This is a genomic window from Nocardia spongicola (assembly GCF_047200775.1).
GTDB lineage: Bacteria > Actinomycetota > Actinomycetes > Mycobacteriales > Mycobacteriaceae > Nocardia.
Genome location: NZ_JBJZOO010000019.1, coordinates 47,725 through 65,882 on the forward strand (window position 1 = coordinate 47,725; position 18,158 = coordinate 65,882).

16 protein-coding genes are annotated in these 18,158 nt (G+C 64.6%); 2 read left to right on the forward strand and 14 right to left on the reverse strand.

The window, feature by feature from the left end; all coding sequences use genetic code 11:
* Positions 1–19: 19 nt before the first annotated feature.
* From ACL02S_RS21835 to ACL02S_RS21900, 14 genes are all read right to left on the reverse strand, one after another.
* The gene (locus ACL02S_RS21835) at positions 20–805 is read right to left on the reverse strand and encodes a DUF899 domain-containing protein (RefSeq protein ID WP_412804343.1); all 786 of its coding nucleotides are present in this window, start codon (positions 803–805) and stop codon (positions 20–22) included.
* 29 nt (positions 806–834) lie between these two features.
* Positions 835–1,167 carry an ArsR/SmtB family transcription factor gene (locus ACL02S_RS21840; RefSeq protein WP_412804344.1) on the reverse strand — a complete coding sequence of 111 codons (333 nt, stop codon included), beginning with the start codon at positions 1,165–1,167 and terminating at the stop codon, positions 835–837.
* Entirely contained in the window at positions 1,157–1,591 is a 435-nt protein-coding gene (locus ACL02S_RS21845) for an SRPBCC domain-containing protein (protein ID WP_412804345.1), read from the reverse strand. The genes ACL02S_RS21840 and ACL02S_RS21845 overlap by 11 nt, the downstream gene beginning before the upstream one ends.
* Before the next feature lie 249 nt (positions 1,592–1,840).
* The gene (locus ACL02S_RS21850) at positions 1,841–3,133 is read right to left on the reverse strand and encodes a cytochrome P450 (protein WP_412804346.1); all 1,293 of its coding nucleotides are present in this window, start codon (positions 3,131–3,133) and stop codon (positions 1,841–1,843) included.
* Positions 3,130–4,188 (reverse strand): DUF1702 family protein, encoded by a 1,059-nt coding sequence (locus tag ACL02S_RS21855; protein ID WP_412804347.1) that lies wholly within the window; start codon positions 4,186–4,188, stop codon positions 3,130–3,132. The genes ACL02S_RS21850 and ACL02S_RS21855 overlap by 4 nt, the downstream gene beginning before the upstream one ends.
* Positions 4,189–4,267: 79 nt before the next feature.
* Positions 4,268–4,714 (reverse strand): acyl-CoA thioesterase, encoded by a 447-nt coding sequence (locus tag ACL02S_RS21860; protein WP_412804348.1) that lies wholly within the window; start codon positions 4,712–4,714, stop codon positions 4,268–4,270.
* Positions 4,711–10,332: an SDR family NAD(P)-dependent oxidoreductase gene (locus ACL02S_RS21865; protein WP_412804349.1), complete on the reverse strand. Its 5,622-nt coding sequence runs from the start codon at positions 10,330–10,332 to the stop codon at positions 4,711–4,713. The genes ACL02S_RS21860 and ACL02S_RS21865 overlap by 4 nt, the downstream gene beginning before the upstream one ends.
* 51 nt (positions 10,333–10,383) lie before the next feature.
* Positions 10,384–11,457: a DUF1702 family protein gene (locus ACL02S_RS21870; protein ID WP_412804350.1), complete on the reverse strand. Its 1,074-nt coding sequence runs from the start codon at positions 11,455–11,457 to the stop codon at positions 10,384–10,386.
* The gene (locus ACL02S_RS21875) at positions 11,454–12,170 is read right to left on the reverse strand and encodes a 4'-phosphopantetheinyl transferase family protein (protein ID WP_412804351.1); all 717 of its coding nucleotides are present in this window, start codon (positions 12,168–12,170) and stop codon (positions 11,454–11,456) included. The genes ACL02S_RS21870 and ACL02S_RS21875 overlap by 4 nt, the downstream gene beginning before the upstream one ends.
* Complete coding sequence (locus ACL02S_RS21880) at positions 12,167–12,703, reverse strand: hypothetical protein (RefSeq protein ID WP_412804352.1); 537 nt, start codon at positions 12,701–12,703, stop codon at positions 12,167–12,169. Before ACL02S_RS21880 ends, ACL02S_RS21875 begins: the two co-directional genes overlap by 4 nt.
* A 187-nt stretch (positions 12,704–12,890) precedes the next feature.
* Entirely contained in the window at positions 12,891–13,691 is an 801-nt protein-coding gene (locus ACL02S_RS21885) for a response regulator transcription factor (protein WP_412804353.1), read from the reverse strand.
* 936 nt (positions 13,692–14,627) lie between these two features.
* Complete coding sequence (locus ACL02S_RS21890) at positions 14,628–16,202, reverse strand: MFS transporter (protein WP_412804354.1); 1,575 nt, start codon at positions 16,200–16,202, stop codon at positions 14,628–14,630.
* Between the two features lie 39 nt (positions 16,203–16,241).
* The gene (locus ACL02S_RS21895; protein ID WP_412804355.1) at positions 16,242–16,691 is read right to left on the reverse strand and encodes an SRPBCC domain-containing protein; all 450 of its coding nucleotides are present in this window, start codon (positions 16,689–16,691) and stop codon (positions 16,242–16,244) included.
* Positions 16,688–17,179 (reverse strand): ArsR/SmtB family transcription factor, encoded by a 492-nt coding sequence (locus ACL02S_RS21900; protein WP_412804356.1) that lies wholly within the window; start codon positions 17,177–17,179, stop codon positions 16,688–16,690. The genes ACL02S_RS21895 and ACL02S_RS21900 overlap by 4 nt, the downstream gene beginning before the upstream one ends.
* A 111-nt stretch (positions 17,180–17,290) precedes the next feature.
* Here ACL02S_RS21900 and ACL02S_RS21905 point away from each other — a divergent pair, with 111 nt between their 5' ends.
* Together ACL02S_RS21905 and ACL02S_RS21910 are read left to right on the forward strand one after the other, a co-directional pair.
* Entirely contained in the window at positions 17,291–17,599 is a 309-nt protein-coding gene (locus ACL02S_RS21905) for a chorismate mutase (protein WP_412804357.1), read from the forward strand.
* The coding region (locus tag ACL02S_RS21910; RefSeq protein WP_412804358.1) for an anthranilate synthase component II at positions 17,596–18,158 on the forward strand (563 nt) is incomplete at its 3' end. The genes ACL02S_RS21905 and ACL02S_RS21910, both read left to right, overlap by 4 nt.

An 18,158-nucleotide genomic window follows, 5' to 3' on the forward strand; every position in this document is an offset into this window, starting at 1 on the left:
GGAACCGACCGGTGGACCATCACTGCGCCGGGTGTGCACAGCAGTCGTGCGGTGCTTCCTTCTGCTGACGGCCGGCTTCGCCCCTGTTTATGGCGGCGGCGACCCTACCCAGCCGTTCCGAGCCGGTCTCGTCGACCGCGGCAGCGTATTCGTCGTTCCAGTTCCACCACTCGTAAGGCGGTGTCCGAGGGTAGCCTTCAGGCGAATCCTCCCAGTTCTCCTGCCGTCCGAGGGCCGTCATGTCCAGGTAGCTCCAGGTGTTTCCGAAGTACTCGTCGCCACGCCGGTTGATGAAATACGTGCGATACACCTGACCGCCTTCACGGATGAAGGCGTTGGTGCCGTGCCATTCGTCGACACCGAAGTCCACGTCGAACTCGTCGGTAATGGTGTACCAGGGGATCGGTGACCAGCCCATCCGGGCCTTTACCTTCTCGATCTCGGGTTGCGGTGCGCGCGAGGCGAATGCGAGCGTGGTGTCGCGGGCGTTCAGATGCGCGAGATTGCCGACGTGGTCGGCGATCATGGAGCAGCCGCGGCAGGCGTGATCGGGCCAGCCGACCACGCCGGGCTCGAAGAATGCTCGGTAGACGATCAGCTGGCGGCGGCCCTGGAACAGATCGAGCAGACTCACCGGGCCGTCGGGTCCGTCGAACAGGTACTGCTTGTCGACAGCCAGCCACGGCATGCGGCGGCGTTGGGCAGCCAGCGCGTCGTGGGCGCGCATCACCTCCTTCTCTCTCACCAGCAGCTCCAGACGCGCTGCCTCCCACTCGTCCTGCGAAACGCTCGACGGTGTCTTCATAGTGGTATTCCTGTTCGGTTTCGGATTGATCAGTCCCGATCGAGGGTCTTCTTCAACGCGTCGAGCGGGCCGTCCCAGTCCCGCGCCAGTGCGGCGAGGAATTGTTGCGCCACTTGCATCGGCGCGGAACATAATCGGTAACGCACCCGGCGGCGCTCCCCCGGCTCCGTGGTCACCAGACCGGCCTCGGACAGCAACGTCAGATGTTTGGCGATCGCCTGCCGGGTGATCGGCAGCCGGGCCGCCAGGTCGGTCGCCGTGGCGGGCCCGGAGGACGCCAGCGCGGCGAGGATCGCACGCCGGCTTGGGTCCGCTAGGGACACAAAGACCTGCTCGGCAATCGCCTCCTGGTCAGGCCGCATCGAGGTAGCCGGCCAGCTCACCAAGCTCGTTCTGCCAGCCGCGGGTGTTGCCCTCGAACGCCGCCTTGTAGGCGTCCTCCGCAAGCTGAGCGAAACCGGTCTCGACCACGGTCAGTCGTGTACCTGCGGCCACTGGCTCGAGCGTGAACTCCACATAGGTGCGGCGCGGATCCTCCTCGGGAAGCCCGAAGATATCCCAGGTGAACCCGAATACGTGCGGTTCCTCCACCCGCTCCACCCGCATGTCCGCGCAGTGTCCCCCCTCATTCCAGCGCATCCACGCCTTACCGCCTGGGCGCAGCTCTATGTCGGCCTCATTGCCGAACCACGTGCCCAACCCCTCGGCCGTGGTCAGCGCCGCCCACACCTTCACCGGCGGGTGCGCCAGCTCGATCGTCCGCTCGATGCGATCGGGAAAACCCATAACCACCTCCATTAATAGCAACTCAGTGGTTGCGATATTATTGCAACCACTGAGTTGCGTCAACCATGGCCAAGTCGCGGCACCGCAAGGCCGAGAACCTGCGCCGCTACTTCGAACCATCCCTACAGGCGATGCGCGACCTCACCGCACTACTCGGCCTGGACGCCAACCGCCGCTGACCAGCAGCCACGCCGTATCCGCCCGATTTTCGATGGATGCTACGGCTACCACTACCGGTGGGAACGGCAACTACGCCGATACTGCTCGGGCTACGCTCCGCCGCGCGATCAGATACGGTGTGCCCGGCATCGTCGTCATAGACATCCTCGCCAACGCTCGGGTCCTGCGCCCGAGCGCAGGCCGCAGCGTCAACCGACGACTCGCCTCGGCAAGCCACAGCGTGGCTTCCAGGTGCGCAAGGGAAGCACCAGGACAGCCACGGGGTCCGAGGCCGAACGGCAGGTATCGCCCGTGATCGTTGGTGAGGAATCGGGCCGGGTCGAAGAGGTCGGGCGCAGCCCATCCCTGCTGTTGCACCTCGGCGATCACAACGCAGACGTCGTCGCCGGTACGGATCGGCCAACCGGCTACAACATCGTCGCGGCAGGCCCGCCTGCTGACCAACCATACTGCGGGATGCAGGCGAAGTACTTCCTTGATGACGGCGGTGGTGAGCCGCAATTGCCCCATCAAGCGCAGCAGATCGGCCGGGTCATCGGTGGGATCATCGGCGGCTTCCCGCTCTTCGGCGAGAGCATCGGCCAGGGCGGGCCGTCGGCTCAACTCGTCGACCGCCCAGGCCAAAGTGGATGAGGTGGTCTCATAGCCCGCCAGGAGCAGCGATATGACACCATCGCGGTCGGCCCAAGCGGGTGAGCTACCGTCCGGGGTATCAGCAGCGGCACCGACTGCGGCGATGATCTCGTCTGCGGCACGGTCGAGGACCGTACGTGCCTCACGCAGGCGCTGCTCTGCCCGAGGGCGTAGTACGGCGGGAATCCGATCCTGGGTGACCACCCGGAACATCGCGTCGTCCTGGACGATGTCCAGCGCCTCGAGTATCGGCGCTACATGCGGGGCCGGAACGCCGAGCACCGTCGCCAGACAACGCAGAGTGTATTCCGCGAGCAAGCCGTCGACCGGCATCCGGCGTGGATGGGGTCCTGCCAGCTCTGTGACCGAATCGACCGCATGCCGGTGGATAGCAGGCGCATGCTGCTGTATCCGACGTGCTCGCAGCCATGGGCCGAGGGAGCCACGTGCTCGCAGCCATGTCTCGCCTTCGTCGGTCAGGATGCCGCGACCGAGACCAGCCCGGGCCTCGGCCTGACCGACGCCCTTCTCATAGCGGTCGGCCGCGGTGACCAGGACATGTTTGACGGCCTCCGGCCCGTTGAGCACATGCAGCGGGCGCCCTGGCAACGGTACTGTCACTCCGTCGGGATAGCGGCGTGCCAGGTCGGCGAATGCGCCACCGCGATCGGACATCATCCCGTACAGCAGCTTCGGCAGCCGGCTACGCGGCACCTGTGCGCGGATCATGCCAGCCTGGCGGCAACGGCTTGCCGCCACTCTTCGTAGACCGACCAATCGCCTACATCGATTCTCATAGCGTCGGGACGTGCTTGCCACGTAATCGCCGAGGCCTCCGCCGCACTGCGGCCGCATAATTCCCGCGCCGCGGTTTCGGTGTGTGGCACATCGAGGCCTGCCCGCAGTCGAGCGTCGATGGCGAATGCGGCCCCCTGCGCGATCCAGCGCCCGTGCTCATGGGCGCCCTCACGGAGCCTGCGCAATGTCACGGCGTCCCGGCCTCCCGCATAGGCGGCCGCCAAACCGATACCCGCCCACAATGATCCGTGCGTGCCCGCGGCGAAGCGATCAACCATTTCGGTGAGCACATTCGGGTTGCCACCGGCCACGAACCACAGCGCACGGCCGACACCCTGCATCACCTGCTGCTCGCTATCGGCGCGTGTCCCCGGCCAGTACCGCTCCGGGAACGGAACCGCACGTCGCGCCAATACTGCCTCGGTATGGAAGAACGTCTCGTGGAAGCCGTACCCGTCCAAGACAAGTGGCCCGAGGAGTGGGTCGAGGCGATCGAGCTGCGGCCAGGCGAACCGTGGCAGCCTGGCCAGCGACCAGCCGAGACCGACATAGAGCATGTAGCCGTGCCGTTCGCCGCTGTAGACCATCAGGTCGGCGAACTGGCGGCCACCGGGCCGGAGCCCGTCACGTACGCCTGCCGCCATGCCGAGACCCTCCATGGCGAAGCCACGCCACTGCGGGGCCAGGACCTGCAATGCGGTGGCCGCCTGCTGTGGCGTGCTGGCGCGGAGCCCGGTGCCGTAGCCGGTGAGGAACGACCGCCCGACATACTCGGTGATGCTCGGCCCCTCCGCCCAGGCGAAAAAGCCACGATGCGCGGGATCGACCTCTCGCTCGTGCGGCAGCATGATCCGCTCACGCAGCCATGCTCCTGGACCGCTTCGGTCGACGAGCAGCGCCACCGAATCCAGATCGCCGACAGCGGAACTACGCGGTTGGGGGCGGATTCCTGTTTCCGATGCCTCGGTGGTGGAGATATTGCTCATGGCCGTGCTCCTACGGAAGTCGGGTCGGCGATCTGTAGTGCCACAGGGGGTACCTGCTGCCACCCATACGTCGTAGTGATCATCGGACCGACACCGTATCGCTCATATAAGGGCGCAATGCCTCGATCAACGGCTCCGGCACCCGGGTCGGGCGGGTGTCGCCGTTCGGGCCGCGCATGCAGACGATCCGTTGCCTACCGCGTCCGATGAGTATCGGACCGTCGGAGTGCTCGCGCCAGTACTCGAATGCGAGCTCGAGTGTGGTTTGGCCGAGATCGGCCAACACCATCGAGATCACCAGATCGTCGAACGCGGTGATCTCGGCGATGTACTCGCACTCGACCTTCTGGGTGAAGAGCTTGAGGTCGTCGCGCACGTCATCCAGTACTTCGGGTGCCTTCTCCTTCAGGAACATCTCCCGGCACCGTCCTTGCCAGCGCAGGTAGTTGACGTAGTAGACGTTGCCGACGAGGTTTGTCTCCTCGAACCCGACAACGTGCCGGTACTCGTACGCAGGCGTTCTCATGCGACCACCTTGTCCTCATGTGCCGACACCACGGATGACCAGGCGACAGCCAGGCTCATACGCTGCTGTCGCGTAGTCTCTACCTCGGCTACCAGGGCCTGTGCCGGTCCGGCTGCCATCAGGTTGAGCCCGCGCGTACTGCCGAGATCGCGCACCTCTAGCTCACCGGATTCGGTGGTGGGCCCGAGGATTTCACCGAAAGCGGCGCTCGTGAGGTCGTCGATCGTGTCGACGGCGCATCGCACCGCGCACGACGCACCCTCTAGCGTGGCATTCACCAGTGGAGTGCCCGCGGGTGAAGCCGTAACCTGTACCGAACCGAGCACGCCCATATCGGCGAGTACTCGCTCGAAGTGTGGGCCGAGCAGGGCCGGTGGCCACCGGTCCGGCACCCGTTGTCGCACCGCGCGCAGATGCAGTCCGCGCCAACGCTCGACAAGCACGCCGCGCTCATCGAATACATCGATGTCGTATACGTGCAGGGTGCCCTCGTGGCGGGTCTCGTCGGCTACGAACACCCGGTCACCGACCGGTGTCGGGTCGAGTACTTCGAGCAGGTCGATCCGCTGCGGTAATAACGTGGCATCAGGGACACTCACCTGGTTGCCGTGCATCAGTGCGTCACGAACACCGGGGTCGCCGAGCAGTAGATCGGCGGGAAGAGCACTGGAGAACCAGTCGACCTCTGCACCGGATACCCGGCAACGCACCTGCGTCGAACTCAAGGTGTCATAGCCACGAACCCGCTGGAATCGTCCACGTTGGAACAGCAGTCTGCCGTAAAGTTCGGCGTCGGGATCCACCGGCACCGGCTCGGCTGCCTGCGCTACCGACAATCGGTCCGAACCCGCGTCGATCGTGGCCCCGGTTTCGACAGTCGCCGCGAAATGTGCGACCTCGTAGTCCGATTCCTCAGCGAGCAGCACGACGTCGACTGCACCGTCGACACGACGGACGGCACTGAGCCGGATGGTGTAGTCCTCGCCTGCTGGCACGATGACCGGGCGGTCCAAGCGCACCTCGGTGAAGCGGACCTGGCCCACGACTCCGGTGAGGGCGCTTGCGAACTGGGCCATCGCCTCGAGGCCGAGCACGGCAGGCAACACGTAGTTGCCGTCGAGCTCGTGATCGAGAAGGTAAGGATCACTGCCCACAGAGAGCACAGCGTCAGCCACCAGTTCGAAGCCGGGGTGGTGCCGCCGCACCCGGTCCAGGAATCGACTCAGAGGTAGATCGGCGGGGCGGGTGCGCAGGGTCGGCACACCGTCTGTACGCCCGCAGACCACCAGTGTGGACGGTGCATCGTGAGTCACGGTCCGGAGGAACAATTCGGTGCCATCCGCCGGCGGGATCGCGGAAATACCTGCGGCGGCAAGGCTCTCGACCGCACCCATCTTGACGCCCATGCCGATGCCCGACCACACCGACCACTCCATACACGTTGTCCGGCAGTGTGGATTGCGCTCACCATGGCCGCGGGTCAGCCGAGCGAGTTCGGCGTTGGCCATGGCGTAGTGCGCCTCGCCCCGCATTCCGGAACGACCGATGACACTGCCGAACGTCACCACATGCCGGAGTGCTTCACCATCGACCTCGGCCAGGGTCGATAGCAAGGTAGTAAGTGCGTCGACCTTCGGTGCAAACGTGTTCTCGACGTCTGCCCAAGTGAGGCCGTCCAGGTTCGCCGGCTCATTGCGTCCTGCTCCGTGCAGCAAGTGAGTGACCGGTCCGAACCGAGCCGCAATCTGCTCGGCAGCATTGCGGACAGCGGTGGAATCGGCGAGATCGGCTTGTACGTAATGAATCTCGAGCTCGGCGTCCCTGAACCGCCGGAGTGTCTCGGCAACCTCCTCGGTCGTCGCGCCGGAGCGACCCACGACAACGACTCGTGCGCCCAGCTGACACGCCCATTCGAGGGCGCACTCGGCAGTGATGCCCTTGCCACCTCCGGTAGCCAGCAGTACAGGTTTATCACCCGCTACAGCCACACTGCCGAAGCCTGGAGCAGGTGCCTCGTCGAGCACGTACGGCATGAGGTGAGGCACGTGCCGAATTCCCCCGAGATAGCGCACATGGGCGAATCCGTCGGTGGCGGCGACCTCCGCGGCGAGCTGCTCGGGCCGAACTGATCCGTCACCATCGACCACGGTGACTCTGAGCTCAGGGTGTTCCAGAAAAAGCGTCTTGGCGAGCGCTGTCGTCGTATCGTGCCCGCCCAATACCACCAGCCTGCGGCCCGCACTGAGCGTCGCCGCCTCTTGCACCGCACGGAACGCGGCGCGCAGGTTCCCTCGGTCCGCGTCGACGGGCAGACTCAGCAGAACGCCGCCGTCGGTATCACCCGCGAGCGCCGACACCCAAGCCGCCTCGGTATCGGACGTCCAACCCGTTGCGTGCACAGTCCAGGGTGCAGGCTCGGCGACAGGGTCGGGCGCACTGGTACGCAGCGGTATGGGAGAGAACTCTTCGATCCATGTGCCGACGAAAGCGTTGACCGCCCCGAGCGGATCCGGACCTCTGGAGGTTCTGGTATTGCCCCGCATCGACTCCAGTTCGGAAGCGAGTTCACCGATCGTCGATGTCGCCAGGTTCAGCGACCCGAAATCGTTGACGCCGACCGCGCTGGCAACCCGAGCTACCACCTGTCCCACCGTGATCGAGCTCAGATGCAGGTCGTCGAGCATCCGGCTGTCCACGCGGATCGCGTCGAGGGGGAGTTCGGCTCGTTCGGCCGTCATCCTGATCAGAAGATCGAGCACGTCGACGTCGCTTCCGGCCTGCACCACAGCATCGTCGCCGGACGCTGCGCTGCTGCGGCCCCGGCTCGGCAAACCGTCGGCTGCGACACTCTCGGCGGGATTCGAGAGAAAGGTCTGTTCGCCGTTGGGCGGATCACGGTGAAAGCGACCGCTGTTCACGGCGGTGGGGTCGGGCAGTGCACCACCGACCCAGGCCGCAGCCGCAACAGCGAGATACGAGGTCAGATCCGCGTCGTCGGTGTCGAGACTGACAACGGGCACAGCCACGGCATTGGCCACCGCGAGCCGCGCCGTGCTTCGGCCTGGACCGACCTCGATCAATAGGTCGCTGCGGGCGGCCACCTCCGCCACCGCTTCGGCGAACCGCACCGGCTCGACGATCTGCCGACACAGCAGGTCGGAGAGCTCGGAAACGGGTATCTCGCGGTCGGCAGCAAGAACTGCGCCGGTCACGGTGGAGACCACCGTGCGCTCTCCCGCGAGCGGCAGAGCACTCAGCGAGACCTTGTCCAGACACCCCGCGAACACCTCGGCGGCCTGCCGGGCCAGCGGCGAGTGAAAGGCATGCGAGACCGGCAGCCTATTGCCTGCGATGCCTGCTGATTCAGCGTCGGCGAGCAATCTCTCGACCGCCTGGACTGTCCCCGCAACGACGGTGTGCCTGGGCGAATTGAGAGCTGCGACGCTCACCTCGTCTGTCGGCGGAAGCAATGCCCTGACCACGTCCTGCGGTGCGTCGAGGCTGGCCATCGTGCCGGGTAATCCGTTCTCCGCCATGATGGTTCCACGCATCCCGGCCAGTTCGACAAGTACATCGCTGTCGATGGCGCCTGCCCAGGCGAGTGCGCACAACTCCCCTAGGGAGTGCCCGGTGGCGGAGGAAGCGCTGATGCCGATATCGCGCAGTGCGGCGAGGCCGCAGAGGCTACCGATCACGGTCAAAGGCTGGGCGTTCTGCGTAGCGACCACATCGGTGAGAGCAGCTGCGTCGATGCGCTGCTGGTGACTCGCGACGACCGGGAGATGGCGAGCCAGGGCACCCCCTTGCAGGTGACTGCCGGTGCCCTGACCGGGAAAAAGTAGCCCGATCCGAGCGCTGGCCCCGTCCGGCGTACGGCCGAGGTAGCCGCCACCGGGTACCTCGATCACTGCCGGGTCGAGCGGATCGCCTGCGAGCGGTCCGTCTTCTTCGAGGCGATCCACGAGGAGGACGAGCCTGCGCACGGCATCCTTGGGGGCGGTGGCGACAGCGGCCGCCCGGTATATGCCGGTGACCTCCCGCGCCCAGCTCATCGCGTAATCGGTGAGCTCCGAATAGCTACTGGTGCGTAGGGTGGCGGCGGCCTCGCGCAGCCGGACAGCAAGTTGTGCGGGGGTGTCGGCAGCGAACAGCAACAACTCGGCGTCACGGCGCGAAGCGGCCAGAGCACGCACGTCCGGTCGCCGGTCCCAGTCGACCACCTCTGCGCCGCCCGGATCGCCCTCCACCACAATGTGCGTATTGATACCTCCGAAACCCATGGAGCTGACACCGGCACGCAACGGAGCGGCGTCGGGCCAGGGCTCGGCGAGCATCACCGGACGGACCGCACTGTCCTGGTCGGTGAAACGAGGGTGCGGGCGACGGCAGCCGATCGTCGGTGGAACGACAGCGTGGCGCACCGCCTGGACCGCCTTGATCAGCCCCGCCACACCTGCCGCGGCTTTGGTGTGGCCGATCTGAGCCTTGATCGAACCGATGGCGGCGCGATCAGTGGCACCGGCGGCGCGGCGAGCGCTGGAGATGGCCGAGAGTTCGAGATCGTCGCCGACGGGTGTCCCGGTGCCGTGGCCCTCGAAGTAGGGCACGGTCTCGATACCGAAGCCCGCGCGCTCGTAGGCACGGTGCAGGGCGAGTTGGTACCCCATCAGGTCAGGGCGAGTCATTGCGCCTGCACCGTCGGAGGAAACTCCCCAGCCTGCGATATGAGCCAGCGGTGTGCGGCCGGCGGCCAACGCATCCTCCTCCCGCATCAACACGACCATTCCGCAGCCTTCGCCGGGCCAGAATCCATTGGATCCCTTGTCGTAGAGCTTCATCTCGGTCCTGGCAAGAGCACCTGTCTTGGCGAAACCGACGATCTCGAAGGGGTCGATGGACAGATCGACGCCGCCGGCGACTGCCACGTCCAACTCACCGTCGACAAGCGAACGAGCAGCTGTCGCTACCGACAACAGCGAAGACGAGCAAGCGCCGTCAACGGTGTAACCGCCCCCGTGCAGGTCGAAATAGTTGCAGATGCGCCCGGCGATCGTATTCGCGAGCGACCCCGCCAGAGTGTCTTCGTCGACGCCAGGGAAGGGCGCCTTGTACTGATCTTCCATCGCGTTGACGAAATCGGCGACCGCATCGTCTTCCCAACCGATTTCGCGTAGCTGCGCGGCAACGACTCGCCGTACATACGGCCACCGCAACCGCATCAGGTTGGCGCGGGAGAACTCGCCTGTGAGCGTGTTACCGACGACGACACCTGTCCGCTCGCGGGGCAGCCCTTCGCCGTTCTCGAATCCGGCGTCTGCCAGCGCTCTGCTGGCGACGTCGAGGGCCAGCCAGTGGGTGAGGTCTGTGGAATGGTAAGTGCTGCCAGCAATTTTGAAGGCCATCCGATTGAACGCGTAATCGGCCAATACCGCCGCGTTGTCGGCGTAGAAAGTGTCCGGCGTGGCCGGATCGGCACTGTAATAGTCCGCCAAGGAGGTTCGTACATCTGGGATGCTCCGGAAAGCTCGACGGCCGCTCACCGAATTCTCCCATAACTGCCGCGGGTCAGTGGCGTCCGGATAGACGCAGCCCATGCCAACGATGGCGATTCGATTCACAGTGCGCTCCTCAAGACGGGATTGGACCATCGCCCGACGGCCCCAGCCTTGCTATCGATCGTCTTGATCAGCGAGCGCTACGGCCACTTCACCGTTGCGGGGCTGAGAGTGCCTGCCATCGGCACCCGAACCATCGAGGAGGTCGGGAACGAGTCGCGCGCGCAAGCGGCTACGCCAGGTGGCGTAATGAGGCACAGGGCGGTCGTCTGGGCCGGACACCTCGGCGGCATCCACGAGATCCACCGCGTCCAGCACACTCAGCCCGGTGATGGCGGCGAGTGTCTCGATGGTGTGAATAGGCAATAGACCCGCGGTATGACGCGCTTTCACCGCCAGAAGGGCACCGACACCCAGATCCGGCGCGAATATCCCAGCTGCAGGCATCAAGGCGGCCACATCATCGGCCTGGCCGGCGAAGGTCGCGGCCAGCCCTACGCCGGACCACAGGTCCTCATGGCGTTCGGGCGCGAATTGCTCGATGGCGCGTGCCACCTCGGCCACCCGGCCCGCGTACGCGAACCACAGGGCCCGCCCCACGCCTTGGTCGACGGCCTTCTCGAAATACCACTGCTGGCCTGTGTGCCACGAATAGGGTGCGGGCCGCTGCCTGCGATATAGATAGCGCTCGGGTTGGAAGTAGGCGAGGTCGAAGCCGTAGCCGTCGGCAGCGAGCCAGGCCATCGTCGGGTGTGAGGGGAGATCAGCAGGCAGCACCTGGGACCACAGGCGACGAGGAAGGCGCGCCATGGCGAAACCGATACCGATGTAGTTGAGAAACTGATGGGGAAGCCCGGCCCCGCTCATGATCAGCTCAGCGGTCCTCGGCGCGCGGCGGGACGGAGGCGATACCGCATCGAGGATAGTGGCAGCCATCGTGGCGCCTTCATAGGCGAAACCACGGTGCTCCTCCGCTACCAGCGCGAGCCGCGCGTGCACGCCATCGGGGTCGCTATCGCACAGTGCGTGCTCCAAACCGATGACCACCGCCTGCGGTACGGCCGAGAGGGCTCGTACTCGGGGGTCATCGGCATCGTGCCCGAATCGAGCGGTAAGCGTGACTTCGTCGATGCCGGGTGAGACGGCGCCTGCGAGAGTACCGCGAACGAGTTTGCGCAGCCGGTTCACGAGATACCTCCACGGGTGAGGGTGTGGATGAGAGAAGTTCCATCCCGGAGCCGGGGCGCGAGCGAGCCGTCGGCGAGCACGGCCAGCGCCGCGGCGTAGTCGGTATGGGCATGGCTCAGGTCGATGTCGCAGAGTGTCACAGGCTCATTCAGCTTCGGGAACGACACCAGCCCCGCCTCCTGATCCGGGGCGGTCACTCGGACGTCGCGTAAGGGGACCGAAATGCCGACACCACAGGCCTTGACCACTGCCTCCTTGCGACACCAGGTTCGGTAGAACTCGGTGGGGCCGACTGGTGCGGGCTCGTCGGGAACGACGATGTACCCGGCGATCAGGTCGACTTCGATACCGCTGTCTCGTTTCTCGACGTCGACCCCGACTGGGGCGACCTCCGTGATCGCGACCAGAACCAGGTTCGAGGAGTGTGCGATCGACACGTATTCTTCGCGTGCTTCGAGATAGGGCTTGCCGTGTTCACTGGAACCACACAGCACGCAGCGGCTGGCCACATGAACAGATCCTGGCTCGACTCCGGCGCGCTCGGCGACAGCCGCGCGCAATAGAGAGCGACCGCCTGCGTGGCGCAATCGGTCGCCTCGGTTGCGCAGCCGCTTCAGACGACTCTGCTCCTCTGGTACGAGGAACCCCGCGACCTGTTCTTCGTCTATCTCATCGAGACGCAGCATCCAGACGTCGCAGTCGATTCGTCTCATGCTGTTTGCCACACGGAGCGATCGCCGAGCATGCCGGCTCGCGACGCAATGGCAATAGCCTCGCTGCGCGAGGCGACCCCCAATCTCTGATAGACCTCCGCCAGTCTCCGATACATCGCTCGTTCCGAAAGTGCCTCCGACTCCGCGAGTTCGAGCACAGAGGAACCGGCTACCAGCCGGTTCAGCCACATGGCCTCCCGAGCGTCGAGCGTATCGTCGGGAGTCGGAGAGCCGAGGGCGAGGCGTCGCGCGACGTCATAGGGGAGCGTGCACTGGCCGTACAGGGCAGCCCGTACCGCGGTGATAACGGCTTCTGGTGAGGTGCCGAGATCTACCGCCCCGTGATACCCGGCTGCCAGTGCTGCCACCAGTGTTCTCTCCTCATACGCTGCCGCGACGGTGACGCGGAGTCGTAAGCCGTTGGGAATCAAAGGGCGTGGAAGCTCACCACGGTCGTGCACGACGACCGACACCACAGCGGAACCCGAGTTATCCGAGGAGTCCTCGTCCAGCGATCCGACCTCAGGGTGCATGCCCGCAGCGCGAAGGATCGCAGCGAGACCGCAACGAAGCGTCGGTGTTCCCCCCTCCACGCGGAAGCGAGGAGCAGGCCCCACAACCCCGGGGGCGGTCGAGAATCCACAGCTGAACACAGGGGAATCCGCCGCAGAAGGACGATCGTGCGCAGTGATGGCATCGCGGCTGTCAGCGGGCCAGCCCTCATCGGCCATCGTCGTGTGCATCAGTTGGACCTCCGTATATCCCCTTGTAGACGGCACTATGCCCTGCGCAGTGCTGGTTCGGGCACTGCAGAATCCCGAGTCTGATTGCCTCGATAACGGCCGCGGTGCGGTTGGGAGAATCCAGCTTCACCATGGCGCTAGCAATCAGTCGCTTGACTCCGTGCGGTGAAATTCCCAGTTTCCGAGCGACTTGATCATTGCTCAGTCCATCAGCGATATACTCCAGCGTCTCCTTCTCACGTGCGGTGATGGCGTACGCACTACGAATGGAACTTCCGGCTGTTCTCTTGCCCATCAGCCCACGCAGCATGCCGGGGGGAATCGGATAGGCACCCGCGAGGCACAAGCGCACGACCTCGCCGAGAATGGACGGTGAAAGGTTGGCAATTTCGAAGTAACCGTCGGCCACTACAGCCCGCGGCGATCCGACTGTCGCCCTGGCGTCGACGAGCGATGTCACAGCGACGAGCACACGAGCATTGATGCCGAGCGGCACCATATCTATGCAATCGTCCAAAACGATCAGCATGTCGTAGCTACTCAACGAAGACAGATCAGGATTCGGATACCCCACGAACTCGACCAATTTCACCTGCTCGAGCATTGCCCGCAATCCGGTGCTGATGACCGAACTCGACGATATGACTCCGACGGCAATGCCGCCTTGCATAGACGAATCCGAAATCGATGTACCGCAGTCCCTATACATTCTTCCCCTGCCGATTGATATTGCGAGGTTCTCATCCGTCTTCATCAGCGCGGGCACCACAGAGTCCACGGCGGTCGCATCGAACCCATACAGACGCAGGATTTTCGACGCTGCCCGGAGCACGGCCCTGGTTCGGGCTTCCGGGGGTCTGGTAAGTCGTCTCGGTGCAGGGGCCGGTGCCGGTGCGGGTGCGCTCGGTACAAGCTGAGCCGTGCCCTCCTGCTCTCCCCCTGGGTAATGACTTCACACCCGAAGCACCTGAAGGCGCGTCGGTGGTGAAACCGGCCGTCCCAGCGTAGACATTAACTGATATCCACGGACTGAAAACCTTGAGCGCCACTGGTGTTCGTAGTATCCGCAGGTCGGCGATGCGGTGTAGGCAGCTGCCGGTCGCAGCAGGAAGATGAATTCATCGTGACTGAAGTGGGCGAAGTTACCGCGGTCGAGTCATGTGTTATTCATCTCACAGCTTGGTCTCCGATACGAACAAGCATGCGTGGCAGGCAACCGGATGTAGGGTTCATGACTGTCCGGTCGGAATGCGGGCCCGTGGTGCACGCGGGCCGGGTTGCGGGGCCGAAGGTTCCACAGCCGACGCCGGCCGCAAGGAATTCCCCCGAACCGGTCGGTGCCGGGGTCATGCGCAGTCGGGGTTCGACACGTCCCCGCGGACCGCTGATGCTCCCCTATATCAGGTGGGAGCAGATCGCCGATGGCAACGACATCGATGCCTTGTCCGGACCGAACATCCGGTGAACGTGACGCTGTCCCCCGAGGACGACGTCTTTCCGGTCGGGCCTGGCCCGACCGGAAAGATCAGCTACGTCCGCTCCCCCGCTCGACGAAACTCACTACGACACAATGCCCCGCTGCCCCACAAGGAATCGGGTGCGCCGAGAATCTCGGCCCCGGCTCAGGCGATCAACCCATCGGGTGCAGGTCGCCGAAGTGCCTGCGACCGGGAGGTCAGTTGCCACACTCGTGCTGTGCGGTGGCACCGAGACTTCACCGCTCGTCATCAGCGGAGAAGACTTTGGCTGTCGATACCTCGTCGGCTTCGGCTTCTGGCAGTTCGGTACTCGGCTGCGGAGTCCGCGCACCGCGCAACGCCACCACTGCGATACCGGACAGCGCGACGAACAGGCCGACGCCGACCCACGCCGTGGCGTGCATGCCCGATACGAAGGCCTCGTTCATATCGTTAACGAAAACGCGCAACGACTCCTGAGGAAGATCACGCACCACAGTCGCCGCCTGCATCACGCTCTCTTTGACCCCGGCGCTATCGGCCGGGACGTCGACCTCCTCCATCCTGGAGCGGTACACAGCCGATGCGATGGATCCGAACGCAGCGATTCCCACAGCGATGCCGAGATGGTTGCTACTTTCGGAAAGCGATGCCGCGGAACCGGCACGCTGGGGAGGTGCCCCGCTGACAACGAGGTCCGTGCCGACCGCCCCCATCGGACCGAGGCCGAGGAAGGCCAGTACGAAGGCGGCCACGAGAATGAGCATGCTGCCTTGCCCTGGCACCTGCGTCATCAGCAAATAGCCTGCCGCCGTGACCAACAGACCAGCGGCCACCAGGTGGTTGATGCGAATTCTGCCGAGCAGCGCCGGTGCGGCCATCGAGCCGATGACGATCGCCGCGGTCGACGGCAAGAGCCACAGACCCGCGATAAAGGGCGAATGCTGCTCGACGGTCTGAAGATAGAGGCTGACCACGAGGTACATGCCTCCGGTGGTCATGGACCCGAAGAAGAGGATGACCAGGGAAGCCGACAACTGTCGGCTTCGGAACAGCCGCAGGTCGACCATCGGGTCGGCGATGACTTGCTGACGACGAAGGAAGATCAGACCGACCAGGACTCCACACAGGAGCGGAACCCATACCGCCGCACCGCCGGTGCCGGTCGCGAACTCTTTGAGAGAGTAGACGATCGGCAGTATGGCTCCCAGCGACAATGGGACGCTGAGCAGATCGATCCGGCCTGCGTCCGGATCGCGGTACTCGGGGAGCAATCGTGGGCCGAGTACGAGCAGGACGGCCATGATCGGGACACCGACGAGGAACACCGAGCCCCACCAGAACCAGCTGAGCAGCGCGCCACCGATGATCGGCCCCAGCGCACCTCCGACCATCAGACAACTGAACCACGCAGCGATCGCACTACCCCGCTCGCGTGGGTTGGTGAAGATATTCGAGATCAAGGCCAGCGTCGATGGCAACAGGGTGGCGCCTGCGATACCCATCGCCGCCCGAGCGACGATCAAGGCGGTCGGGGTCGGCGAGAACGCGGCGACCACTGTCGCCACAGTGAATACCGCAGCCCCGAGCAGCAGAAGCTTACGGCGTCCTATCCGGTCGCCCAGCGACCCCATGGTGATCAGGGAGCCCGCCAGAAGGAAGCCGTACATGTCCATGATCCACAGCGACTCGGTGCTCGTCGCACCGAGCTCTCTCGACAGTGCAGGCAGTGCCAGATAGAGGATGCTCTGATCCATCGATATCAAGATCGTCGGTAAGCCGAGGACTGCGAAGGCCCACCAGCGTGTGTCGTGCTCACGCGAAGCGTTCATCGAATCTCCCAATCAGATCGGTGCGTAGGCCGGATGAGATCAGAGCGCGTCGGCGAGGTTGTCCAGAGCCATCGAGAGTCCTTCGCGAGTGCCCGCGATCATGTCGTCACCCACGAACGAGCAGACCTGCGAAACCACGGTGACCTCGGTCCCGATGTCGTTCGGATCGAGGCTCCAGGTCACCAACGAGATGGCCAGTGGTTGCGAGCCGAGCGATATCGTCTCGCTGTAGACGATGCGGACACCCTCTTCGATATCGAGGTAGCGGACTCGGCCGGTGAGTTCTGCCTGACCGATAGGCCCGCACCGGTAGTCGTCCACCCCGTCCACATCGAACGAGGTGTTCACGTACACCACCTCGTGTCCCTCGGGTGCCGTCCAGGAAGCACGCCGCTCGACATCTGCGTAGGCCGCGAAGATCTTGTCGGGCGACACCGGATAGCTGCGGGCCACCTCCACCGTGCTGTGATTCAGGGTCGGAGTGCTCATCGAGGTCCTTTCTCGTCGTCGGTCTGATCTGTCGAGTCGGTGGCCGTCAGAGCAGCGACCACCTCGCCGAGCCGGTCCAAACGTGCCTCGTAGCGATTTCGCCTGCTTGCCGACCACCGCTCCAAGCGCAAAAGCCCGTCTTGGCGTAATTCGTGCACCCTGACCCGTCCGACCTTTCGTGATACGACCAAATCGGCCGATTCGAGGTGCTGCAAGTGTTGGACCACTGCGGCCAAGGACATATCGAGCGGTCCCGCGAGCGCCGATGTGGTCGCAGGCCCGTAGGCCAGGCGCGTGATGACATCGCGCCGGGCGGGATTCGCCAGCGCTTTGAAGATCGCATCGATGTCATCTGCACCGATGCCCCCCGCATCGATGTCATCGGGCACGCGAACACCGTAGGCGTAGGCACTGATAACAGTCAAGTAATTACTTAAGTATCGGGGCACCGCACCGTAGGAGAGGTCGCGGTTCAACTGCTCGGACATCTTTGAGATGACACGGAGGAACGAACCAGGTGCCGTCGACATGACGGCAGTCCGGCCTGCCATTCGGGCCTCCCGCGGAGCAGAGTCAATCGAACGAACGGTGGTGGAGGCATGGCCGAGAAGGACCACGACATCCTTGCGAAGCCGCGGGCCAAGCTGGACGAACTCGACGATTCGATCCTCGCTTTGTTGTCGGCGCGTCTGCGGGTGTGCTTGGAGATCGCAGACCTGAAAACGCAGGCAGAGATAGACATGATGCAGCCACACCGTATCGACGTGGTCCTCGGCCGCGCCCGAACCGCAGCCGAGGAATACGACGTCGACGCCGATTTTCTCGTCGGTGTCTACAAGGGCATCATCGACGGCACCTGCCGGGCCGAGGAACAGCGGATGGCACGAAGCGAGGAGATCGCGGGATGACCCGCATCCTGATCATCGACAACCTCGACTCGTTCACCAACAACCTGGCCGCACAAGTGCACGCGGTGACCGGCAACCCGGCGCTGATCGTCGACAACACGACCCCGTACAGCGACCTACCGATAGACAAGGTCGACGGAGTGATCATCTCGCCCGGCCCAGGGCACCCAGGGATACCGGAGGACTTCGGCGTCTGCCGTGAAGTGATCGAACGGTGCGAACGACCGGTGCTCGGCGTTTGCCTCGGCCATCAGGGGATCGCGGAGGTCTTCGGCGGCACTGTAGGGCATGCGCCCCAACCGGCCCATGGGGTGACAGACCTGGTAGAGCATTGTGCCGAAGAGCTTTTCGCCGGACTGCCGACGCCACTGCGGGTTGTCCGCTACCACTCGCTCGTCGTACGCGATCTCCCCGAGGAACTCGAGGTGACTGCGCGGACTTCCGACGGACTGGTGATGGCGCTGCGGCACCGTGGACTCCCGATGTGGGGCGTGCAATTCCATCCGGAATCGATCGAGGCGCAATACGGCACTGAACTGATAGCGAACTTCGTGCGGCT